Origin of the sequence: Streptoverticillium reticulum, from assembly GCF_047456005.1 — a bacterium.
Lineage (GTDB): Bacteria > Actinomycetota > Actinomycetes > Streptomycetales > Streptomycetaceae > Streptomyces > Streptomyces reticulum.
Map to the genome: position 1 here is coordinate 3,888,572 of NZ_CP179755.1, position 22,288 is coordinate 3,910,859.

At 72.2% G+C, this 22,288-nt stretch carries 15 protein-coding genes and 1 tRNA gene; 3 read left to right on the forward strand and 13 right to left on the reverse strand.

What is annotated here, in order from left to right; all coding sequences use genetic code 11:
• The first annotated feature begins 110 nt into the window (after positions 1 to 110).
• Positions 111 to 863, forward strand: a complete 753-nt coding sequence (locus ACMATS_RS17610) for a hypothetical protein (protein ID WP_414168413.1) — start codon at positions 111 to 113, stop codon at positions 861 to 863.
• Positions 860 to 2,473 carry a tyrosine-type recombinase/integrase gene (locus ACMATS_RS17615; RefSeq protein ID WP_414168414.1) on the forward strand — a complete coding sequence of 538 codons (1,614 nt, stop codon included), beginning with the start codon at positions 860 to 862 and terminating at the stop codon, positions 2,471 to 2,473. Before ACMATS_RS17610 ends, ACMATS_RS17615 begins: the two co-directional genes overlap by 4 nt.
• 19 nt (positions 2,474 to 2,492) lie before the next feature.
• Here ACMATS_RS17615 and ACMATS_RS17620 read toward each other — a convergent pair.
• From ACMATS_RS17620 to bldG, 10 genes are all read right to left on the reverse strand, one after another.
• A tRNA-Thr gene (locus ACMATS_RS17620) sits at positions 2,493 to 2,566 on the reverse strand.
• 99 nt (positions 2,567 to 2,665) lie between these two features.
• Positions 2,666 to 4,306, reverse strand: a complete 1,641-nt coding sequence (locus tag ACMATS_RS17625) for an alpha/beta hydrolase (protein ID WP_414168415.1) — start codon at positions 4,304 to 4,306, stop codon at positions 2,666 to 2,668.
• Between the two features lie 214 nt (positions 4,307 to 4,520).
• Entirely contained in the window at positions 4,521 to 5,729 is a 1,209-nt protein-coding gene (locus ACMATS_RS17630) for a DNA polymerase III subunit delta' (protein ID WP_414170743.1), read from the reverse strand.
• 83 nt (positions 5,730 to 5,812) lie between these two features.
• On the reverse strand, positions 5,813 to 9,181 hold the full coding sequence (gene tmk, locus ACMATS_RS17635) for a dTMP kinase (RefSeq protein WP_414168416.1): 3,369 nt from the start codon (positions 9,179 to 9,181) through the stop codon (positions 5,813 to 5,815).
• A 161-nt stretch (positions 9,182 to 9,342) separates the two neighbouring features.
• Positions 9,343 to 12,207, reverse strand: a complete 2,865-nt coding sequence (gene topA / locus ACMATS_RS17640; protein ID WP_390776958.1) for a type I DNA topoisomerase — start codon at positions 12,205 to 12,207, stop codon at positions 9,343 to 9,345.
• Between the two features lie 434 nt (positions 12,208 to 12,641).
• Positions 12,642 to 14,171: a methyltransferase gene (locus ACMATS_RS17645; RefSeq protein ID WP_414168417.1), complete on the reverse strand. Its 1,530-nt coding sequence runs from the start codon at positions 14,169 to 14,171 to the stop codon at positions 12,642 to 12,644.
• Positions 14,172 to 14,279: 108 nt separating this feature from the next.
• Positions 14,280 to 14,855, reverse strand: coding sequence for a small secreted protein (locus ACMATS_RS17650; RefSeq protein ID WP_390776960.1), 576 nt, complete (start codon positions 14,853 to 14,855; stop codon positions 14,280 to 14,282).
• Between the two features lie 223 nt (positions 14,856 to 15,078).
• Positions 15,079 to 17,481: a sodium-translocating pyrophosphatase gene (locus tag ACMATS_RS17655; protein ID WP_390776961.1), complete on the reverse strand. Its 2,403-nt coding sequence runs from the start codon at positions 17,479 to 17,481 to the stop codon at positions 15,079 to 15,081.
• 354 nt (positions 17,482 to 17,835) lie between these two features.
• Positions 17,836 to 18,309, reverse strand: a complete 474-nt coding sequence (locus ACMATS_RS17660; RefSeq protein ID WP_390776962.1) for an ATP-binding protein — start codon at positions 18,307 to 18,309, stop codon at positions 17,836 to 17,838.
• Between the two features lie 173 nt (positions 18,310 to 18,482).
• Complete coding sequence (bldG, locus tag ACMATS_RS17665; protein WP_030367299.1) at positions 18,483 to 18,824, reverse strand: anti-sigma factor antagonist BldG; 342 nt, start codon at positions 18,822 to 18,824, stop codon at positions 18,483 to 18,485.
• A 55-nt stretch (positions 18,825 to 18,879) separates the two neighbouring features.
• Between bldG and ACMATS_RS17670 the strand changes: the two genes are divergently transcribed.
• Positions 18,880 to 21,369 (forward strand): DEAD/DEAH box helicase, encoded by a 2,490-nt coding sequence (locus ACMATS_RS17670; RefSeq protein WP_414168418.1) that lies wholly within the window; start codon positions 18,880 to 18,882, stop codon positions 21,367 to 21,369.
• On the opposite strand, the gene ACMATS_RS17675 is transcribed toward ACMATS_RS17670, so the two are convergent.
• Genes ACMATS_RS17675 through ACMATS_RS17685 form a run of 3 tightly spaced genes read right to left on the reverse strand, consistent with a single transcriptional unit; the run spans position 21,357 to position 22,228 of the window.
• Positions 21,357 to 21,692 (reverse strand): Rv3654c family TadE-like protein, encoded by a 336-nt coding sequence (locus ACMATS_RS17675; RefSeq protein WP_390776964.1) that lies wholly within the window; start codon positions 21,690 to 21,692, stop codon positions 21,357 to 21,359. The two genes, ACMATS_RS17670 and ACMATS_RS17675, sit on opposite strands and share 13 nt — an antisense overlap.
• A gap of 7 nt (positions 21,693 to 21,699) precedes the next feature.
• Positions 21,700 to 22,044 (reverse strand): TadE family type IV pilus minor pilin, encoded by a 345-nt coding sequence (locus ACMATS_RS17680; RefSeq protein WP_414168419.1) that lies wholly within the window; start codon positions 22,042 to 22,044, stop codon positions 21,700 to 21,702.
• Positions 22,031 to 22,228, reverse strand: coding sequence for a DUF4244 domain-containing protein (locus ACMATS_RS17685; protein WP_171085184.1), 198 nt, complete (start codon positions 22,226 to 22,228; stop codon positions 22,031 to 22,033). Before ACMATS_RS17685 ends, ACMATS_RS17680 begins: the two co-directional genes overlap by 14 nt.
• Positions 22,229 to 22,288: the final 60 nt, after the last annotated feature.

Consider the following 22,288-nt stretch of genomic DNA (forward strand, 5'->3'; position numbering starts at 1 on the left):
ATCCAAGCTCCATCTTTGTCGATTTGCACAGCCGACGGTTCGAATCGACCTTGATCGCAAACCTACGACACGAGACCGGATGGCGCAACACGGCATGCTAGGTTGTCGATATGCACAGTCACGAGATCTTGAGCGACCTGGTCGCCGAGCAGATCCGGGCACACCGGACGCGCCTCGGGCTCAACCGCGAGCAGCTCGCGAAGGAGTGCGAGCGGATCGGCGCTCCCGAGCTGACGTATGCGGCCATCACGAACATCGAGACCGGCCGCCGGGACAAGGACGGCAAGCGCCGCCGCGAGGTCACCGTCGACGAGCTGATGACCTTCGCGTACGCGCTCGGCGTTCCCCCACTGCTCCTGATGCTGCCGCTCGGCAGCTTGGACAGAGTCCCGTCGCCGGCCAAGTGGGGCGGCCTGCACCCGCACTACGCATGGCAGTGGGTTACCGGCGAGGAGCCTCCGGCCTTCCGCGACGAACAAGGGCGGACGGTCGTCGACAACTCGGGTATCGGCGGTGAGGAAGGGCCGAACCGCACGGGGGTCTGGCGGCAGGTGGCTGTGCCTACCGAGGTGTACCGCAGTCTCCAGGCAGCCCAGGCGGCGCTGAGGCATGCGAGCGGTCAGCTCCACTTCGCCCAGGCGCGTCACGGCGAGGATGCCGATGCGACCCGCAAGGCGCGCGGGGCCTACCTCGACCGGCTCCAGGAGTTCGCTGCCGTGCTCAACGAGATGGCCGATCTCGGGCTGAACATCCCGGCCTGCGACGCCAGGTGGGTCGATGACATGCGGCAGTTCGGCATGCTCAAGCGCCCGCAGGCTGTGCAGGTCTTCAACACGAAGGACAAGAAGGAGGACAGGGATTGACCGGCTCAACCTTCAAACGGTGCGCCTGCCGCAACCCGGAAACGGGCAAGCAGTACGGCCAGTCGTGCCCCAAGCTCACACAGAAGCGGCACGGCCTGTGGAACGTCCGGCAGGAGCTGCCGCTCCGCGAGGACGGGACGCGGCGAACCTTCCGCCGTTCCGGCTACACATCCAAGAACGACGCCCAGAACGACCTGGACCGGATCCGCACGCTGCTCAAGATCCCCGGCAACGACGACGCAGAGGGCCGCGTGCGCATCGGGGACCTCCTCGAAGCCGTTGCCTCCGGCAAGGAGCCAATACCGGACTACGAGGAGACGAAGCGGAAGTTCGGTACCGGACAGTCCCTTACCGTGCACACCACGGTCGGCGAGTGGCTCGAACTCTGGCTGGCCGGCAAGAAGCGGCTGCGCAAGAGCGGCAAGGACCGGTACGAGACCGACATCCGCGTGCACCTCGAACCACGCATCGGGCGCATCCGCCTCGACCGGCTGCGGGTGCAACACCTCGACGAGATGTTCGCGGGCATAGCCGAGACGAACATCGAGATCAACGACGCGAACATCATGCGCCGTGCGGCGATTGACGAGTTGGCCACGGTCCCGTGGAAGGGCACGGAGTACCGCGCCCGGCGCAAGGCGCTGAAGGAGACCATCGCGGCGATGCCCCCGTTCCGGCGGATCACCGGGCCCTCGACGCAGAGCCACATCCGGGCAACACTGCGCGCCGCCCTGAACGACGCCATCGCCCAGGGCTACATCACCTTCAACCCTGCCCAGCACGTCGAGTTGGTGGCGGCAAAGAGGCCCAAGGCCCTCGTCTGGACCGAGGAACGCGTCGAAGAGTGGATCAGGACAGGTGAGAAGCCCTCCCCGGTCATGGTGTGGACCCCGGAACAGGCAGGGCAATTCCTCGACTTCATCGCCGAGGACCGGCTGTTCGCCCTGTTCCGCCTGATCACCTTCCGCGGCCTACGCCGGGGTGAGGCGTGCGGAGTCCGCAAGCAGGATCTGAACGTTCAGGCGCTGACACTCACCGTCGCCACACAGCTGGTGCAAGACGGTTGGGAGGTTGTGGAAAGCGACCCGAAGACCGACAGCGGCGCGCGGGTGGTCCATCTCGATGAAGAGACGGTCGACACGCTACGCGCACACCTCGCGAAGCAGGCCGCAGACCGGCTCAGTTGGGGGGAGGCATGGCAGGATACCGGCCGCATCTTCACCCAGGAAAACGGCGAATGGCTCCATCCGGGCTGGCTGACCGACTACTTCGAGCGGCTCGTTGAGGCGAGCGGCCTGCCGCCGATCCGACTGCACGATCTGCGCCATCTCGCTGCAACTCTCATGCTCGCCGCAGGCGTCGACGTCAAGATCGTGTCCGAGACGCTGGGGCATGGCGACTCCCGGATCACGCGGGACATCTACCAGTCGGTCCTGCCGAAGGTCGGCGCCGAGGCAGCGGAGGCCACTGCCCGCATGGTCCCCCGGGCCACGACTTCGAAGGCTGCTCGCACCGCCGGGCTCACCTCGGGCTCACACGCTCACGCGGAGATCGTCGCGCTCCCGGGGCCGTCGGCTCCAAGCAAGGAAAAAGCCCAGGTCAGGGGCTAACTGACCTGGGCTTTCACTGAGCCGCCTTCGGGATTCGAACCCGAGACCTACGCATTACGAGTGCGTTGCTCTGGCCAACTGAGCTAAGGCGGCAAGCTGACGCAACCAGAGGTCGTCATCAGCAACGCGCCCAAGTCTACACAGTCTCCGGGGGTGCTCCGTACACGGTGCTGCGGAGGGGGTTCCGGCCGGTCAGGAGCAGCGCCGGGAGGCGGGGGGCGGGGTGGTGGTGAGGAGGTAGTCGTTCACCGCGGTGTCGATGCAGGTGCTGCCGCGGGTGTACGCGGTGTGGCCGTCGCCGTCGTAGGTCAGCAGGCGGCCCGAGGACAGCTGGGACGCCAGGGAGCGGGCCCAGGGGTAGGGGGTGGCCGGGTCGCGGGTGGTGCCGATGACGAGGATGGGGGCGGCGCCCCGGGCCGGGATGCGGTGGGGGGTGCCGGTCGAGTGGACGGGCCAGTAGGCGCAGCTCAGGGAGCCCCAGGCGAAGCTCTCGCCGAAGGCCGGGGAGGCCTTCTCGAACTCCGGGAGGGCGCGGCGGACGGCCGAGGGGCTGCGGTAGGCCGGGGGCAGGTCGAGGCAGTTCACGGCCGAGTTGGCCGCCATGAGGTTGGCGTAGTGGCCGTGCTGGTCGCGCTCGTAGTAGATGTCCGAGAGCTTGAGCAGCAGGGCCCCGTCGCCGGTCTGGGCGTCCCTCAGGGCCTTGCGCAGCACCGGCCAGGCGGCCTCGTCGTACATGGCGGCGATCACGCCGGTGGTGGCGAGGCTCTCGGTGAGCTGCCGGGAGGTGCCGGTGGCGAGGGGGTGGTGATCGAGGTCACGGAAGAAGCGTTTGAGGGTGTTCCCCGCGTCGGTGACGTTGTCGGAGCCGAGCGGGCACTCCTCGTGGGCCGAGCAGTCCTTCGCGAAGGAGGCGAAGGCGGTCTGGAAGCCGGTCGTCTGGTCGCGGTTGACCTGCTCGGCGTCGAGGGAGGGGTCGAGCGCCCCGTCGAGCACGAGCCGGCCGACGCGGGACGGGTAGAGCCCGGCGTAGGTGGCGCCGAGGAAGGTGCCGTAGGAGGCGCCGATGTAGTGCACCTTCTCGTCGCCGAGGGCGGCGCGGAAGATGTCCATGTCGCGGGCGGCGTCGATGGTCGAGACGTGCGGGAGGATCCGGGCCGAGCGGGCCGCGCAGCCGTGGGAGAACTTCTTGTAGGACGCGACCAGTTGCTTGACCTCGGTGTCGTTGTCCGGGGTCTGGTCGACCTGGGCGTAGGCGTCCATCTCCGCGTCGGTGAGGCAGGAGACGGGCTCGCTGCCGGCCACGCCGCGCGGGTCCATGGCGACGATGTCGTACCGGGCGCGGACGGCGGCGGGGTAGCCGCTGCCCGCGTACTGCTGGAGGAAGCCGACGGCCGAGCCGCCGGGACCCCCGGGGTTGACCATCAGCGAGCCGAGGCGCTCGCCGGGCCCGGTGGCCCGCTTGCGGGCGACCGCGAGACGGACGTCGCCGCCGGAGCGCGCCCTGCCGTAGTCCAGCGGGGCCTTGAGGGTGGCGCACTCGAAGCCCGCGCCCTTGGCGCCGGTGCAGGCGTGCCAGGAGGGCTTCTGCCCGTAGTAGCGCCGCAGGGCCGCGGGCACCCGGGCGGGCAGCGGGGCCAGCAGGGGCGCGGCCGCGGGGATGCCCGAGAGGACGGGGCGCTGCGCCCCCGCCGCGGGGTCCGGCGGCAGACCCGCGGAGCGGCCGTCTCCCTCGCCCTGCGGTCTCACCGTGGCCTGGGCCGCGACGCCGGAGAGCAGCAGGGCCGCGGCCGCGATCAGGGTGCCGGAGGTGCGGAGGAGACGGCTGGTGTCCATCGGCTGGTCCCTCTGTGTGGAGACAGGTGGGCATAAGGCATATGTAGGACATGCGGACATGCGTAGGACTACGCGCGCATACGGAGCGTATCCGGACGGATACCGGACTTGGCCAGCCTTGAAGCTCACACGGCCTCGTACGAGTGAGGAATCACCCAACCTGCGGTGTGCCCACTCCTCCTCGTACTACTCACCCGCCCCTCGGGCACCGGGGTCAGCCGGCCCGCAGCGCCACCGTCATCGCCTCGACCGCCAGCAGCGGGGCCACGTTCCGGTCGAGCGCGCGGCGGCAGTCCAGGATCGCCTCGATGCGGCGCAACGTCCCCTCCGGGCCCGAGGCGCGGGCGATCCGCTCCAGGGAATCGCGCGCCTCGGCGTTGGCGAGCTCCGTCCGCGAACCCAGCTGTATCGCAAGGACGTCGCGGTAGAACCCGGTCAGGTCGGTGAGGGCGAGGTCCAGGCTGTCGCGCTGGGTGCGCGTCGCGCGGCGCTTCTGACGGTCCTGCAGCTCCTTCATCGCGCCCGCGGTGCCGCGCGGGAGACGGCCGCCGGTGCCGGCCGCGGCACCGAGCGCGGCACGCAGCTCCTCGGTCTCCTTCGTGTCGACCTCCTCGGCCACCTGCTTGGCGTCCTCGGCCGCCGCGTCGATCAGCTCCTGCGCCGCCTTGAGGCAGCCGCCCATGTCGTCGACGCGGAGCGGCAGCCGGAGCACGGCCTCGCGGCGGGCGCGGGCGCGCTCGTCGGTGGCCAGGCGGCGGGCCCGGCCGATGTGCCCCTGCGTGGCGCGGGCCGCCTGGGCGGCGAGCGCGGGGTCGATGCCGTCACGGCGGGCCAGGAGGTCGGCGACCGCCGCCACGGGCGGCGTGCGCAGCGTGAGGGAACGGCAGCGGGAGCGGATCGTCGGCAGCACGTCCTCCAGGGACGGCGCGCAGAGCAGCCAGACCGTCCGCGGGGCGGGCTCCTCCACGGCCTTCAGCAGGACGTTGCCCGCGCCCTCGGTGAGCCGGTCGGCGTCCTCCAGCACGATCACCTGCCAGCGGCCGCCGGCGGGCGACAGCTGGGCGCGGCGCACGAGGTCACGCGTCTCCTTCACACCGATGGACAGCAGGTCCGTACGGACGATCTCGACATCGGCGTGCGTCCCCACGAGGGTGGTGTGGCAGCCCTCGCAGAAGCCGCAGCCCGGCGCGCCGCCCAGCGCACGGTCCGGGCTGACGCACTGCAGCGCGGCCGCGAACGCGCGGGCGGCGGTGGCCCGCCCGGAACCGGGCGGGCCCGTGAACAGCCACGCGTGCGTCATCTTCGAGGCGGCCGGAGAGGGCGCCCCCTCCACCGCCGTGACCAGCGCGTCCGCATCGCGCGCGGCAGCGGCGAGCTGCTCCGTCACCCGGTCCTGGCCGACCAGGTCGTCCCACACCGCCATGGCTTCCTCCGCGCTGTCGTCCTGCGGCTTCCCATTGTGGGACACGGCACTGACAACGCGGGGTCGCCGGCCGTCACGGAGCGTCAGCGACGGCCGTGGCGGCGCCCGCCGTCGTCCTTCTCGTCCCGCTTCCCGTCCCTCTTCTCGTCCCGCGGGCCGAGCAGGTCGTCCGCGAGGGAACGGCCGTCCGCCCACTCCGGCCTGCGGCGCGACGGGCGGCCGGACTGCTGCCCGTCGGCGTCGACCGGCGGCAGCTCGCGCGTGCGCTCGCTGTCCGGGTCCGCGGCCGGGGCGGCGGGCTCGCGCCGCTCCTCGTCCTCCGGCCGGAACAGCCAGGAGGGCACGCGGTCGGCCGGGTCCTCCGGCCGCTCGGGCATCTTCCGGGGCGCGGGCGCCTCGGCAGGAGTCCCGGGCGTCTGCTGCGTTCCCCAGGTGACGCGCTGCTGCTGCACCGGCGGGGCCACCACGGGGGGCACCGGCGGCAGGACGGCGGTCTCGTCCTCGGCGGCGGAGAGCGCGGTGTGCGGGTCGTGCTTGTGCACGACGGGCGCCTGGACGGGCTCGGCGTCTCGCGGCCCGGACGAAGGGGCGGGCGTCTCGACGGTCGGCGCGTCGCCCGTCGTGGGGAGCGTCGTGGGGAGCACCCGCGTCTCCTCCGCGTCGGGAGCAGCGGTCCGGGTCTCCACGGTGGGCGCGTCGACGGCATCGCCCGGCGCCGGTGTCTCCACCGTCACCGCGTCCCCGGACGGCACGCGCAGCTGCCGCGTCTCGTCCGAATCCTGCGTCTCACTCGCACCAGGCGCCGACGTAGGCGCAGGCGCAGGCGTCTCGACGGTCGGTGCATCGCCCACGGGCGCGTCCGTGTCCGCGACCGCCCCGGCCTCCTCCGCCAGCCGCGCGCGCTCCGCGCGCAGCAGCGCCTCCTCGGCCCTGCGCTGCTTCTCCAGACGGCGCTCCTCGGCCTCGGCGCGCAGCCTGGCCTCCTCCGCCGCCTGCCTGCGCAGGCGCTCCTGCTCCGCGGCGTGGGCGCGCTCCTCCGCCTCTCGGCGCTTGCGCTCCTCCTCCGCCTTGCGGGCGGCCTCCGCGGCCAGGCGCTCGGCCTCGCGCCGCTCCGCCTCCTCGCGCTCGCGGCGCAGCCGCTCCTCCGCCTCGGCGCGCTGCTTCGCGAGCTGCTCCTGGCGCTCGCGCTCCAGGCGCTCCTCCTCGGCCTTGCGGGCGGCTTCCTCCGCCTTGCGCCGGGCCTCCTCCTCGGCCTTGCGCCGCGCCTCTTCCTCGGCCGCCTTCCGCGCCTCCTCCTGGGCCTTGACCTCGGCCTCGGAGAGCGGGAGCAGCCGGTCGAGCCGGTGCCGCACGACCGTGGTGACGGACTCCGGCTCCTGGCCGGCGTCCACGACGAGGTAGCGCGCGGGGTCGGCGGCGGCCAGGGTCAGGAACCCGGTCCGGACGCGCCGGTGGAACTCCGCCGGCTCGGACTCCAGCCGGTCGGGCGCCTCGGTGAAACGTTCGCGCGCGGTCTCGGGCGAGACGTCGAGCAGCACCGTCAGGTGCGGGACGAGGCCGTCCGTGGCCCAGCGCGAGATCCGGGCGATCTCGGTGGGCGCGAGGTCGCGCCCGGCGCCCTGGTACGCCACCGACGAGTCGATGTAGCGGTCGGAGATGACGACCGCGCCGCGCTCCAGCGCCGGACGGACGACGGAGGCGACGTGCTCGGCGCGGTCGGCCGCGTACAGCAGGGCCTCGGCCCGGTCGGACAGACCGGCCGACGCGACGTCGAGCAGGATCGCCCGCAGCCGCTTGCCGACGGCCGTCGCACCCGGCTCGCGCGTGACGACGACCTCGTGGCCCTTGGCGCGGATCCAGTCGGCGATGGCCTGGACCTGGGTGGACTTGCCGGCGCCGTCACCGCCCTCGAAGGCGATGAAGAAGCCGGTGCTCGCCGGAGCCTGCTCGGGGTCGCCGCCCCGCAGCACCTCCATCAGGTCGCGCCGGAACGGTACGCCGTGCCGGTCGTCGGTCTTGCCGAGGACGACGGCGGCGACCGGCAGCAGCAGGGCGCCCACGAGCATCAGCGTGAACGCCGCGCCGCCGTGTGCGAAGACGAAGCTGCCGCGCTCGATGCGGTGCGGCCCGATGACGGCGGCCAGCAGCGGCGCCGCGACGGCGCCCACGGCGACGGCGACGCGGACGACCGCGTGCAGGTGCTCGGTCGTCCGGGCCCTGCGGTCCTCCTCGGTCTCCTGGTCGAGCTGGGCGTGCCCGGTGTTCGCGACGATGCCCGCGCAGAACCCCGCGAACAGCAGGAGCAGCAGCACGGTCGTCGGGTCCGGCACCAGGCCGGCCGCCAGCAGCGCCACGCCCATCAGGGCCAGCGCGAGCACCAGCAGCCTGCGCCGGGAGAAGCCGGGCAGGATGCGCCGTGCGGAGCGGATCCCGAGGACGGGCCCGCCGCTCAGCGCGAGGACGAGCAGCCCGAAGCCCACCGGGCCGCCGCCGAGGTCGGCCGCCTGGAGTGCGGCGACGCCGACGGCCGCGGCCACCGCGCCCGCGATGGCCGCGCAGGCCAGCACGAGCACGGGCACCGCTCCGGTGCGGCCCGTGTCGGCGTTCTGGCCGGGGCCCCTCCGGGGCCGGCGCAGCCCCTCCAGCGGGGAGTGCGCGCGGACGCCCTGCGCGGTGGGCAGTTCGAGGAAGTAGAGGACGCCCGCGGAGGCCCCGAAGAGCCCGGCCGCGAGGTAGCAGGCGAGGGCCGGCTGGTGCACGTGGAACCAGTCGATGCCGGAGCCGAGCAGGTTCTCGAAGAGGGTGACGACGACGAGCGCGGTCGCGGCGGCGGGCAGCGCGAGGAAGGTCGTGCGGAGCGACAGGCGGCGCAGCGCGTCGAGGTGGTCCGGCAGCGGGCGGACGGCCGCGCCCTCCGGCGGCGGCATGGGCAGCAGCACGGGGGCCGCGCCGTCCTTGGCGACGGTCCACACCCGCTCGGCGATGCCGATCACGAAGGCGGTGGCCAGCAGCCAGGCGAGCGCCCGGTCGCCGGCCCAGTCGATCCAGGTGGGCGCGACGGCGAGCAGCGCGAACCGCAGCCCGTCCGCGCCGATCATGGTCCAGCGGCGGTCGAGCGGACCGTCCGGTGCCAGGAGCGAGGACAGCGGTCCGAGCAGGACGGCGCCGGAGAGCAGCGTCGCGAGCAGTCGCGCGCCGACGACGGCGGCGAGGGCGAGTGCGGCACCGCGGTAGCCGCCGCCCAGCGCGTCCGTCTCGACGGCCGCCTGCAGCGACAGCAGCATGAGCACCAGGACGGCAAGGGCGTCTCCGGTGCTGCCTGCGGACTGGGCGGACCACAGCTTCCTGAGTGCGGGAATGCGCAGCAGGGATCGCAGGGCACGCTCGCGGGAGTCCTCGGCCAGCGCCCGTGATGCGGGGTTGACCTCTGTTGGCTGCTCGGCTCGCGTCATCCTGCCAGCCTATCCGGAGTGCCCGAATCGCCGCCGTCCACGAACGAACGTCTGAGCGAACATCACACAGGACGTCACACGGGACGTCTTACGAACTGTCCTACGCGTGAGGGCGGCGACCGGTCCACCGGTCACCGCCCTCACCTCGCCCGGACCCCGGACTACTCCGCGGAAGCCGACGCAGGCGCCGGCTCCGCCGCCGCCTTCTTCGCGGCGGCCGTGGTCTTCTTCGCCGCCGTCTTCTTGGCGGCAGCCGTCTTGGCCGTCGTCTTCTTCGCGGCCGTCTTCTTGGCCGCGGTCTTCTTCGCCGGGGCCTTCTTGGCCGTGGTGGTCTTCTTCGCGGCCGCCTTCTTGGCGGTCTTCTTGGCCGGGCCCTTGGCGCGCTTCTCGGCCAGCAGCTCGTAACCGCGCTCCGGCGTGATCGTCTCCACGTCGTCGTCGCGCCGCAGGGTCGCGTTCGTCTCGCCGTCGGTCACGTACGGGCCGAAGCGGCCGTCCTTGACCACCACGGGACGCTCGCTGACCGGGTCGGTGCCCAGCTCCTTCAGCGGCGGCTTGGCCGCGGCCCGCCCGCGCTGCTTGGGCTGCGCGTAGATCGCCAGGGCCTCCTCCAGCGTGATGCTGAAGAGCTGGTCCTCGGTCTCCAGCGACCGCGAGTCCGTGCCCTTCTTCAGGTACGGGCCGTAGCGGCCGTTCTGCGCGGTGATCTCCACGCCCTCGGCGTCGGCGCCGACCACCCGCGGGAGGGACATCAGGCGCAGCGCGTCCTCAAGCGTCACCGTGTCGAGGGACATCGACTTGAAGAGCGACGCGGTACGCGGCTTGACCGCGTTCTTGCCGGTCTTCGGGGTGCCCTCGGGGAGGATCTCGGTGACGTACGGGCCGTAGCGGCCGTCCTTGGCGACGATCTGGTGGCCCGACTCCGGGTCCTTGCCCAGCTCGAAGTCGCCGCTCGGCTTGGCGAGCAGCTCCTCCGCGTACTCGACGGTGAGCTCGTCGGGCGCCAGGTCGCCGGGCACGTCCGCCCGCTGGTGGCCCTCGGAGTCCTTCTCACCACGCTCCACGTACGGGCCGTAGCGGCCGACGCGCAGCACGATGCCGCTGCCGACGGGGAACGAGGACACCTCGCGGGCGTCGATCGCGCCCAGGTCGGTGACCAGCTCCTTCAGCCCGCCGAGGTGGTCGCCGTCGCCGTTGCCGGCGTCGGCGGCGCCGCCCTCGGGGCCCTCGCCGAAGTAGAAGCGGCGCAGCCACGGCACGGCCTGGGCCTCGCCGCGGGCGATGCGGTCGAGGTCCTCCTCCATGGAGGCGGTGAAGTCGTAGTCGACGAGCCGGCCGAAGTGCTTCTCCAGCAGGTTGACGACGGCGAAGGAGAGGAAGGACGGGACGAGCGCGGTGCCCTTCTTGAAGACGTAGCCGCGGTCGAGAATGGTGCCGATGATCGACGCGTACGTCGACGGGCGGCCGATCTCCCGCTCCTCCAGCTCCTTGACCAGCGAGGCCTCGGTGTAACGGGCCGGGGGCTTGGTGGCGTGGCCGTCGGCGGCGATCTCCTCGGCCGTCAGCGCGTCGCCCTCGGTGACCTGCGGCAGGCGGCGCTCGCGGTCGTCCAGCTCGGCGTTCGGGTCGTCGGCGCCCTCCACGTAGGCCTTCATGAAGCCGTGGAAGGTGATGGTCTTGCCGGACGCGCTGAACTCGGCGTCCCGGCCGTCGGCCGAGCGGCCGGCGATCTTGACGGTGACGGAGTTGCCGGTCGCGTCCTTCATCTGGGAGGCAACGGTCCGCTTCCAGATCAGCTCGTAGAGCCGGAACTGGTCGCCGGTCAGCCCGGTCTCCGCGGGAGTGCGGAAACGATCACCCGAAGGACGGATGGCCTCGTGCGCCTCCTGGGCGTTCTTGACCTTGCCCGCGTAGGTCCGCGGCTTCTCCGGCAGGTAGTCGGCGCCGTAGAGCTGGGTGACCTGCGTCCGGGCGGCGGTGACCGCCGTGTCGGAGAGCGTCGTGGAGTCCGTACGCATATAGGTGATGAAGCCGTTCTCGTACAGCTTCTGGGCCACCTGCATCGTCGCCTTGGCACCGAAGCCCAGCTTGCGCGAGGCCTCCTGCTGCAGCGTGGTGGTGCGGAACGGGGCGTACGGGGAGCGGCGGTACGGCTTGGACTCGACCGAGCGCACCGCGAAGGACGTGTCCGCGAGGGCGGCGGCCAGCGCGCGGGCGTTGGCCTCGTCCAGGTGCAGGACCTGCGCGGAATCCTTGAGCTGCCCGTTCGACCCGAAGTCGCGGCCCTGGGCCACGCGCCGGCCGTCGACCGCGCTCAGCCGGGCGGCGAAGGTGCCCGGGTCGCTGACGTCGCCGCCGCGGCCGGTGGCAAAGGTGCCGGTGAGGTCCCAGTACTCGGCGGAGCGGAAGGCGATGCGCTCGCGCTCGCGCTCGACGACGAGGCGGGTGGCGACGGACTGCACACGGCCGGCCGACAGCCGCGGCATGACCTTCTTCCACAGGACCGGCGAGACCTCGTAGCCGTAGAGGCGGTCGAGGATGCGGCGGGTCTCCTGGGCGTCGACCAGCTTCTTGTTGAGCTCGCGCGGGTTGGCGACGGCGGCCTGGATCGCGTCCTTGGTGATCTCGTGGAAGACCATCCGGCGGACCGGGACCTTGGGCTTGAGCACCTCCTGGAGGTGCCAGGCGATGGCCTCGCCCTCGCGGTCCTCATCGGTGGCGAGGAAGAGCTCGTCGGACTCGGACAGCAGGTCCTTGAGCTTCTTGACCTGGTCCTTCTTGTCCGTGTTGACGACGTAGATGGGCTGGAAGTCGGCGTCGACGTTCACGCCCAGGCGGGCCCAGGGCTCACCCTTGTACTTCGCCGGAACCTCGGCGGCCCCGTTCGGCAGGTCACGGATGTGCCCGACGCTCGCCTCGACGACGTATCCGGGGCCGAGGTAGCCCTTGATCGTCTTCGCCTTGGCAGGCGACTCGACGATGACGAGTCGGCGGCCGCCCTGTGCGGTCTCGCTGGTCGGGGACAACTTCGCTCTTCTTCCGGTCGACACTCGGTATGGGCGTTGCGGTGACGCTGCGGAGTGTGACGGTACATCCCGCCCCCGTGTCAAACGGAAAAAGCCCGCAACGCCACTCGAACGGTAACCCGACAAGCGTCCTGTCTGCCGCCCGGACCGTCACACGACCGGTGTGACGGTCCCGTCGCGGCCACGTCGTGGCTGGTGGGAAGGGGTGCCGCGACAGTGCCAGGTGGGGTGCGTGTGGCGTTTCGCGGCAGAGGCCGGTGTCCCCGCCCGGGGGCTCGCGCCGGCCCCGGCAGGTGCCCGCAGGCGGCCGCGCGCCCCCGGCCGCACCGACAGCCTCCCGGACCCGTCACACGCCGGACACGCAAACATGACGTGAACGCGACCCCTCCATCCCCTTGCCCCGTGAGTCGGCGCCCCTCCCGCCGCTCCTCGCCTCAGCCCTCCAGCGGCGTCAGGAATCCCTGCTCGACGAGCAGCCGGATCGAATCCGGCGTACGGTCCCGCAGCTGCACCGGGTCCTCCCCGAGCAGCTGGGCGATGGCGTCGAGGATGCGGCCGGCGCCGAGCGATCCGTCGCACACGCCGGCGAAGCCCGCGCCGACCGTGTCCACCTTGGTGGCCCGCCGCATACCGCGGTTCTGGCGGAGCACCACGTGCTCGGGGTCCTCCGCGCCCGGCAGCCCGACCTGCTCCTGCACGACCTCCGGGGCCAGCCGGAAGCGGGTGGCGAGCAGGGCCGCGTCGTCGTGCGAGCGCAGGAAGTCCTGGCGCTCGAAATGCGCCCGCACGGTGTCGCCCAGAGGCTGCTCGACGGGGTGCGGCCACTCCTCGGCGATCACGGACGGCTGCTCGGCACCCGTTTTGCGCAACGTGATCCAGCCAAATCCGACGCCCTTGGTCTTCCGGGCCTCGAACTCCTCCAGCCAGGCGTCGTAGCGGGCCGCGTACTCCTGCGGCGCGGTGCGGTGGTCACCGGCGTCCCGCAGCCACAGCTCGGCGTACTGCGCGACGTCCTGCACCTCGCGCTGGACGATCCAGGCGTCGCAGCCGCGCGGCACCCAGGACGCCAGCCGCTCGCGCCAGTCCTCGCCCTCCACGTGCTGCCAGTTGGCGAGCAGCTGGCAGTGACCGCCGTCGTTGAGCCGGTCGGCGGCGTGCTGGACGAGGGTGCGGCACAGGTCGTCCCCGCCCATGCCGCCGTCGCGGTAGGTGAGGCGGGCGCCGGGGGAGATGACGAACGGCGGGTTGGAGACGATCAGGTCGAACGTCTCGCCGGCGACCGGCTCGAAGAGGGACCCCTGGCGCAGGTCCGCCTCGGGCGCGCCGGACAGCGCCAGCGTGAGCCGCGCGATGTGCAGGGCACGGGGGTTGAGGTCGGTGGCGGTGACCCGGGTGGCGTGCTGGGAGGCGTGCAGCGCCTGGATGCCGGAGCCCGTGCCGAGGTCGAGGGCGCTCGCGACGGGCGTGCGCACCGTGATGCCGGCGAGCGTGGTGGACGCGCCGCCGACCCCGAGGACGAGCTCGGAGCGCTCCACGCCCTCCGGGCCCCCGGTGCCTCCGGCGATGCCGCCCGCACCGCCGACCGCGCAGCCGAGGTCGGAGACGATCCACCAATCCTGCCCCTCGGGGCCGCCGTACGGGCGCACGTCCACCGTCGCGCGCACGAGGTCGCCGTCCTCGCGGACCAGCCAGCCGTCGGCGAGGCAGTCGTCCACGGGGAGGGCCTCGGCGGCCCGCCCGTGGGCGACCGTGCGCTGCAGGAGGAAGAGCCGGACCAGCGTCTCCAGCGGGCCGTCCCCGCGGGTGGCGCGCAGGGCGGGGACGGTCTCGCTGCGGGCGAGCGCGGCGTAGGCGGGGGCGCCCAGCAGGTCGAGGAGGCCGTCGGCGGTGAAGTCGGCGGCCAGCAGGGCGTCGCGCAGCCGGGCGGCGCGCGTGCGGTCGGCGGTGGGCAGGTGCGTACTCACGGACCCATTGTCGCGGGCACCACCGACAAAAGGCGAAACCCGGGCCGGGGTGGCGGCGGGACGCCCCAACCCCGGCCCGGGGAGCGCCACTTCCCGGCTACGTCTCGTTCACTTCTTGCTCGCCGACGGCGAGACCGAGGTCTTCTGGCAGCCCGGCTGCTTGGCCATCGCCTTGCCGACGTCGCCGGACAGCAGGGTCTTGAGCGCGTCGTCGCTCTTGCTGCCGAGCTTGCTGATGTCGCCGGCGATGTCCTTCAGGCCCTCCGAGAACTTGCTCTTGTCGCCGGTGTCCAGACCGTCTATGCGCTTCTTCAGCCCGGCGTAGGCACCCGAGAGGTCGTTGAGGGCCTTGACCGCGTTCTTCTGGTTGGTCTCGCCGTCCTTGACGGGCGGAGCACCGGCGCTCTGCACGGCGTTGGCAAGCGACTTGTACGCGTCCATGTTCGTCTGGAAAGCCGTCGAGTCGGTCTGCTGCATCTTCTTCGGGTCGTCCTCGTTGGCGACCGAGCCGATGGCGGTGTTGGCGTCCTGGATCTTCTTCACCTGGGGCCCCATCTGGCCGCAGGCGCCCTTCGCCCAGTCGTCGAGCTTCTTGTCGTTGCCGCCGTTGTCGCTGCTGCAGCCGGTCAGCGCCAGCACGAGTGCCGCCCCGCCGGACAGTGCAGCCGCAAGCTTCTTGTTCACCGGATTGGTCCCTTCGATGGCTCTCGGCCCCGGAACTTACACGTCCTGCCTGGAGGGGCTCCGAGCCGAGGATGCGGTTGGCGCCGTTTTGCTGCTATTTGCACCACGATGTTCGTGGTGTTCGCCGCACCGCAACCCCAGAGCGTGCAGACGGGCGGCCGGGGCGCCACAGGGACGCTCCGCCCGCCCGTATCCGCTGACTCCTGTCGTTCCTGATCCGCCCTTAGGACACCACCGCCGGGTCCACGGGCGCCTTGGCCGGCTCGGCGTTCCCGTCGTCGCCCACGACCACACCGCGCCGCTTCGAGACGTACACCGCACCGACGATGACGACGATGGCCAGCACCGCGACACCGGCCCGCAGCCCCTTGCTGGCGTCGGCCCCGTAGGTGAACTTCACCACCGCCGGGGCGATGAGCAGCGCCACCAGGTTCATCACCTTCAGCAGCGGGTTGATCGCGGGGCCCGCGGTGTCCTTGAACGGGTCGCCGACCGTGTCGCCGATGACCGTCGCGGCGTGGGCCTCGCTGCCCTTGCCTCCGTGGTGGCCGTCCTCGACCAGCTTCTTGGCGTTGTCCCACGCGCCGCCGGAGTTGGCCAGGAAGACCGCCATCAGGGTGCCCGTGCCGATCGCCCCCGCCAGGTACGCGCCGAGCGCGCCGACCCCGAGCGAGAAGCCGACGGCGATGGGGGCCATGACGGCGAGCAGCCCTGGAGTGGCCAGTTCGCGCAGGGCGTCCTTGGTGCAGATGTCCACCACCCGCCCGTACTCCGGCTTCTCGCTGAAGTTCATGATCCCGGGGTGTTCGCGGAACTGCCGCCGCACCTCGTAGACCACCGAACCGGCCGACCGGGACACGGCGTTGATGGCGAGCCCGGAGAAGAGGAAGACGACGGCCGCGCCGAGCACCAGCCCGACGAGGTTGTTGGGCTGCGAGATGTCCAGGTTCAGCCCCAGCGCACTGGTGTCGGCCCCCACGTCGTCGACGGCCGTCGCGATCGCGTCGCGGTACGAGCCGAACAGCGCCGAAGCGGCCAGCACCGCCGTGGCGATGGCGATGCCCTTGGTGATCGCCTTGGTGGTGTTGCCGACGGCGTCGAGGTCGGTGAGCACCTGCGCGCCCGCGCCCTCGACGTCGCCGGACATCTCGGCGATGCCCTGCGCGTTGTCGGAGACCGGCCCGAAGGTGTCCATGGCGACGATGACGCCGACGGTCGTCAGCAGTCCCGTGCCGGCGAGCGCGACGGCGAACAGCGCCAGCATGACCGACGTGCCGCCCAGCAGGAACGCGCCGTACACGCTCAGCGCGATCAGCACGGCCGAGTAGACCGCCGACTCCAGACCGACGGAGACGCCGGCGAGGACGACCGTGGCGGGACCGGTCAGCGAGGTCCTGCCGATGTCCCTGACCGGGCGCCGGCTGGTCTCGGTGAAGTAGCCGGTGAGCTGCTGGATGAGCGCCGCGAGCACGATGCCGATCGCCACGGCGACGAGCGCGAGCACCCGCGGGTCGCCGCTGTGGCTGCGGATGGACTCGTCGCCCAGCCCCTCCAAGTCCGCGTAGCTGGACGGGAGATAGGAGTAGACGGCCACGGCGACGAGGGCCAGCGAGATGACGGCCGAAATGAAGAAGCCGCGGTTGATCGCGGTCATCCCGCTGCGGTCGGCACGCCGCGGGGCCACCGCGAAGATGCCGGCCATGGCCGTGAGGACGCCGATGGCGGGGACGAGGAGGGGGAAGGCGAGACCGCTGTTGCCGAAGGCGGCCTTGCCGAGGATGAGCGCGGCGACCAGGGTCACGGCGTACGACTCGAAGAGGTCGGCCGCCATGCCCGCGCAGTCGCCCACGTTGTCGCCCACGTTGTCCGCGATGGTGGCGGCGTTGCGCGGGTCGTCCTCGGGGATGCCCTGCTCGACCTTGCCGACGAGGTCGGCCCCGACATCCGCGGCCTTGGTGAAGATGCCGCCGCCGACGCGCATGAACATGGCCAGCAGCGCCGCGCCGAAGCCGAAGCCCTCCAGCACCTTGGGGGCGTCGGCCGCGTACACCAGCACCACGCAGGAGGCGCCCAGCAGGCCCAGGCCGACGGTGCACATGCCGACGACCCCGCCCGTACGGAACGCGATCTTCATGGCGCGGTGGGACACCACCGTGAGGTCCTGCGCGGGCTCGCCCTCGGCAGGCGTCGCCTCACGCGCGGCAGCGGCCACCCTGACATTGCTGCGCACCGCCAGCCACATGCCGATGTAGCCGGTGGCCGCGGAGAACAGCGCGCCGACCAGGAAGAAGGCCGAACGGCCCCAGCGCTGCGTCCAGTTGTCCGCAGGAAGCAGCATGAGCAGGAAGAACACTGCCACGGCGAAGACGCCGAGGGTGCGCAACTGCCGGGCGAGGTAGGCGTTGGCGCCCTCCTGTACCGCCGCGGCGATTCTCTTCATGCTGTCGGTGCCCTCGCCTGCGGCAAGCACCTGCCGCACCAGCACCACCGCCACCAGCAGTGCCGCGAGCGCCACTGCGGCGATCACCATCACCAGGGTGCGGTTGCCGCGGGTCAGTTCGACCGCGAGGTTCTGAGCCAGATTCCGATGAAAGTCCACCTGTTCAGGGGTGAAGTGCCCCGCCATTCGTCCTCCTTGACGTTTGGCACATGGGCGCGCAGCCGGACCGCGACCGCGGAACAGCCGCCACGGAACAGCCACCACGCTCAGGCGTCCTGAGCTCAAGATGCACGGATTGTAGGGAGCATGGCGAGATCAAAACAGAGCGCGGCAAACGGAATGAGCCTGTACAGGACCGCACCCCGGGGCTGCACCGCAGAACGGGCCGAAGGGCGGCGGGGAATCGGGAGAAGGGCGAAAATCCGCTCCCCTCCACACCTGTTCTCCCCGGTCAACACCCGGGAGGCCCGGATACGACCCGGATACGACGGAGGCAGGACGCGGAACTCCGGCGAAAAAACGAGGCGGGACTACGACAAGCTACGACAGCGCGGGCGCGGGAGTCGTCGGCCAGCTCATCCGGATATGGCCTCCCGTCTCGTCGGCCGCCACCTCGACGTCGTCCACCAGGCCGCTGATCACGGCGAGGCCCATGTCGTCCTCGCCCTCGGCACCGCTCTCCTCCGCGGCGTGGACCGCCGCCCCGGAGCCGGCACCCGCGGAACCGGCCCGCGCGGCAGCCGTGGCCTCGACGGCCACCGCGTGCGGCGCGTCGTCCGCGACCTCGATCGAGAACTTCTTCTCGTCCTCGACCAGCACCACCCGGACCGGGCTCGCGATCCCATGGCTGATGTGGAGCCCGACCGCGCGCGAGCACGCCTCGCCGACGGCGAGCCGCACCTCGTCCAGCACGGCCTCGTCGACCCCGGCCCGGCGTGCCACCGCGGCCGCCACGAGCCTGGCGGTCCGGACATGCTCGGGAAGGGCACTGAAGAGCAGTTCGACGGTGGCCATGCCATCCCCCTCGGTGGTACGTGCCCTCTTTCCTGCTCCGGGAACAGGGCTCACTCGCAGAGGGACCCGGACCTGCCGGCCCGGAACCCCCGACGGAACTGGGTCGTCGGGCGGCCGCGGACGGCCGCCCCGGCCGCCGGCGGTCACCGGGCCGCCGGCAGACCGCGGGGTCGTCAGTCGGTCGCCTGCACCGCGTCCTCGACCGAGGTGTGGATCGGGAACACCTTGGTCAGGCCGGTGATACGGAAAATCTTGAGAATGCGCTCCTGGTTGCAGACCAGCCGCAGCGAGCCCTCGTGGGCACGCACCCGCTTCAGGCCGCCGACCAGGACGCCGAGCCCGGTGGAGTCGAGGAAGTCGACACCCTCCATGTCCACGACGAGGTGGTAACTGCCGTCGTTGACCAGCTCGACCAGCTGCTCACGCAGCTTGGGCGCGGTGTACACATCAATCTCGCCACCGACCCGGACAACCGTACGGTCGCCTACGGTCTCGGTCGACAGGGACAGGTCCACGGATCCTCCAGCACCTTGCTATCGAGCGGTCGCCCCCCATGGATCGGCAGCCGCGATGGCATTCAATCACTTACCGGCAGGCGTGCACGACGCCTTGGCACCATTGTCCGTCACGCCGGTGACACACTCGGTGTCGATGGCCAACGATCAACTCCCGCCGGAGGCGGGCGTACATCCCGCTCCCCGGACGGTCCTCGACCGACTCACCGCCGGGCCAGGCCGGGCTGCACGCATCACTCATACGGAGCACTTGCCCCCTCGTCCCGGACGTCATGCCCCCTGGCCCGAGAAGATCCGGCCGGAGGTGATCGACGCCATCCGGGCCGCCGGAATCGAGCGTCCCTGGGCCCACCAGGCACGCACGGCCGAGCACGCCCTGCACGGCGAGTCGGTCGTCGTGGCCACCGGCACCGCCTCCGGCAAGTCCCTCGCCTACCTCGCGCCCGTCCTCAGCACCCTGCTGGACGGCTCGGAGGCCCCCAACGGCCGGGGCACCACCGCGCTCTACCTGGCCCCCACCAAGGCCCTCGCCGCCGACCAGCGCCGTGCCGTGCGCGAGCTCGCCGCGCCCCTGGGCAAGGGCGTCCGGGCCGCCGTCTACGACGGGGACACCCCCGTCGAGGAGCGCGAATGGGTGCGCCAGTACGCCAACTACGCGCTCACCAATCCGGACATGCTCCACCGCTCGATCCTGCCCTCCCACCCCAGGTGGGCCTCCTTCCTGCGCGCCCTGCGCTACGTCGTCGTCGACGAGTGCCACACGTACCGCGGCGTCTTCGGCTCGCACGTGGCCCAGGTGCTCCGCCGACTGCGGCGCGTCTGCGCCCGCTACGGCTCCGACCCCGTCTTCCTGCTCGCCTCCGCCACCGCCTCCGACCCCGCCACGGCGGCGACCCGGCTCACCGGCGTGCCGGTCACCGGAATCACCGAGGACGCCTCACCGCGCGGCGAACTCGTCTTCGCCCTGTGGGAGCCCCCGCTCACCGAGCTCCACGGCGAACGGGGCGCCCCCGTCCGCCGCACCGCCACCGCCGAGACCGCCGATCTGCTGACCGACCTCGCCGTCCAGGGCGTCCGCACGGTCGCCTTCGTCCGCTCCCGGCGCGGCGCCGAGCTCGTCTCCCTGATCGCCCAGGAACGCCTGGCCGCCGTGGACCGCTCCCTCCCCTCCCGCGTCGCCGCCTACCGCGGCGGCTACCTTCCCGAGGAGCGCCGTGCCATCGAGCGCTCCCTGCACACCGGCGAGCTGCTGGGGCTCTCCGCCACCTCAGCCCTGGAACTGGGCGTCGACGTCGCCGGCCTCGACGCCGTGCTCCTCTGCGGCTACCCCGGCACCCGCGCCTCCCTGTGGCAGCAGGCCGGCCGCGCGGGCCGGACGGGCCGAGGCGCCCTCGCCGTCCTGGTCGCCCGGGACGACCCCCTGGACACCTACCTCGTCCACCACCCCGAGGCGCTCTTCCGGCAGCCCGTGGAATCCACCGTGCTGGACCCGGACAACCCCTACGTCCTGGCCCCGCACCTGTGCGCCGCGGCCGCCGAACTGCCGCTCACCGAGGCCGACCTGTCGCTCTTCGGTCCCGAGACCCACAACCTCCTCTCCCAGCTGGAAGCCCGCAAGCTGCTCCGCCGCCGCGCCGCCGCCTGGCACTGGACGCGCCGCGAACGCGCCGCCGACCTCACCGACATCCGGGGCGAGGGCGGCCGCCCCGTCCAGGTCGTGGAGGAGGGCACGGGACGGCTGCTGGGCACGGTGGACGCGTCGGCCGCCCACACCACCGTCCACGAGGGCGCCGTCCACCTCCACCAGGGCCGCAGCTATCTCGTCCGCCACCTCGACCTGGAGGAGTCCGTCGCCCTGGTCGAGCAGGCCGATCCGCCCTACTCGACGACCGCCCGCGACACCACGGCCGTCTCCATCCTGGAGACCACCACCGAGATCCCCTGGGGGGACGCACGACTGTGCTTCGGCTCCGTCGAAGTCACCAACCAGGTCGTCTCCTTCCTCCGTCGCAAACTCATCACCGGCGAGGTCCTCGGCGAGTCCAAGCTGGACCTGCCGCCCCGCACCCTGCGCACCCGCGCCGTGTGGTGGACCGTGACCGAGGACCAGCTCGACGAGGCCCGCATCCACCCCGAGGCCCTCGGCGGGGCCCTGCACGCCGCGGAACACGCCTCCATCGGCATGCTCCCCCTCTTCGCCACCTGCGACCGCTGGGACATCGGCGGCGTCTCCGTCCCCCTTCACCCCGACACGCTCCTGCCGACCGTCTTCGTCTACGACGGCCACCCGGGCGGCGCCGGATTCGCCGAACGCGCCTTCCGCACCGCCGCGCGCTGGCTCACCGCCACCCGCGAGGCGATCGCCTCCTGCGAGTGCGACACCGGCTGCCCGTCCTGCATCCAGTCACCCAAGTGCGGCAACGGCAACGACCCGTTGGACAAGCGAGCCGCCATCCGGCTGCTCACCCGCCTCCTCGCGGACGCACCGGCGGAGGAGGACACGGAGGACACCGCGCCGCCCCCGCCGCCGGATCACCCGGTGTAGGCGAGGCCCTCCGCTTCCGGCGGCCCCGCACGGGAGCGGACGCGCACCCTGTACGGCCCCGCCCGGGCCTCGGCCGCCACCTCGGCGATCTCACCGACGACGGCGCACCGCGCCACCGCCGCCTGCTGCGCAGCCGCGACCTTGCGGGCGAGACCGCAGGCCACGTCCTGGCCGAGCAGGGCGTGATCAGCCGCCGCCAGCGCCGCCAAGTCGGCTGCACCGCCTGCCCGGTGGCGGGCCACCACGGCCTGGCCCATCGCCAGCACCGCGGCGAAGACCACGCAGAACGCCGTCGCGGCGACCGCCACCCAGACCGAGGCCATGCCCCGGTCACCGAACCGTCTCCTCCGCAAGGGCCACCGCCTCCCCGCTCACCCGGACCGCCAGCGGACCGGGCCCGGCCGCCCGGGCCTCGACCCGGACCCGCACCAGATCGCCCCGGTGCTCCACATCGATGCGGGCCCCCGCCGGCGCGGCCGACCTGGCCGCCGCGACGGCCGCGGACGACGGATCGGACCGGGCCGCGGACCTGGCCCCCGCCCTGGCCGCATCCACACACTGGATCTGTGCGGCGGCAGCCATCAGCCCCCAGAGCAGCGCCATGCCGAACAGCACCAGGGACGGCAGCACCACGGCGGCCTCCGCCGTCACATAGCCGCCGTCAGAACGGCGCATGGAGCGCCTTGCCGATCAGCGACTGCAGGGCGGAGCTGACCGCCCCGCTCGTCACCACCTTGTAGAGCACGGCCGCCAGCGCACACGCTGCCAGCGTTCCCACGGCGTACTCGGCCGTGGTCATGCCTGCCTCGGCCGCCGCCTTCATCCGTGCCCAACGCCGTGACCACCACGACATCACCATGACTTCTTCCTCCTTGTTTGTCGTTCATGTCACTCATATCGACCATGCCGCCCTACTGCC

Bases quoted from the DNA above. Each gene is read 5' to 3' on its own strand.
- ACMATS_RS17625 (WP_414168415.1), bottom strand. From the start codon at position 4,306: ATGGACACCAGCCGTCTCCTCCGCACCTCCGGCACCCTGATCGCGGCC.
- tmk (WP_414168416.1), bottom strand. From the start codon at position 9,181: ATGACGCGAGCCGAGCAGCCAACAGAGGTCAACCCCGCATCACGGGCG.
- ACMATS_RS17610 (WP_414168413.1), top strand. From the start codon at position 111: ATGCACAGTCACGAGATCTTGAGCGACCTGGTCGCCGAGCAGATCCGG.
- ACMATS_RS17675 (WP_390776964.1), bottom strand. From the start codon at position 21,692: ATGGCCTCGGTCTGGGTGGCGGTCGCCGCGACGGCGTTCTGCGTGGTC.
- ACMATS_RS17655 (WP_390776961.1), bottom strand. From the start codon at position 17,481: ATGGCGGGGCACTTCACCCCTGAACAGGTGGACTTTCATCGGAATCTG.
- ACMATS_RS17660 (WP_390776962.1), bottom strand. From the start codon at position 18,309: ATGGCCACCGTCGAACTGCTCTTCAGTGCCCTTCCCGAGCATGTCCGG.
- ACMATS_RS17680 (WP_414168419.1), bottom strand. From the start codon at position 22,044: ATGCGCCGTTCTGACGGCGGCTATGTGACGGCGGAGGCCGCCGTGGTG.
- ACMATS_RS17630 (WP_414170743.1), bottom strand. From the start codon at position 5,729: ATGGCGGTGTGGGACGACCTGGTCGGCCAGGACCGGGTGACGGAGCAG.
- ACMATS_RS17670 (WP_414168418.1), top strand. From the start codon at position 18,880: ATGGCATTCAATCACTTACCGGCAGGCGTGCACGACGCCTTGGCACCA.
- ACMATS_RS17685 (WP_171085184.1), bottom strand. From the start codon at position 22,228: ATGGTGATGTCGTGGTGGTCACGGCGTTGGGCACGGATGAAGGCGGCG.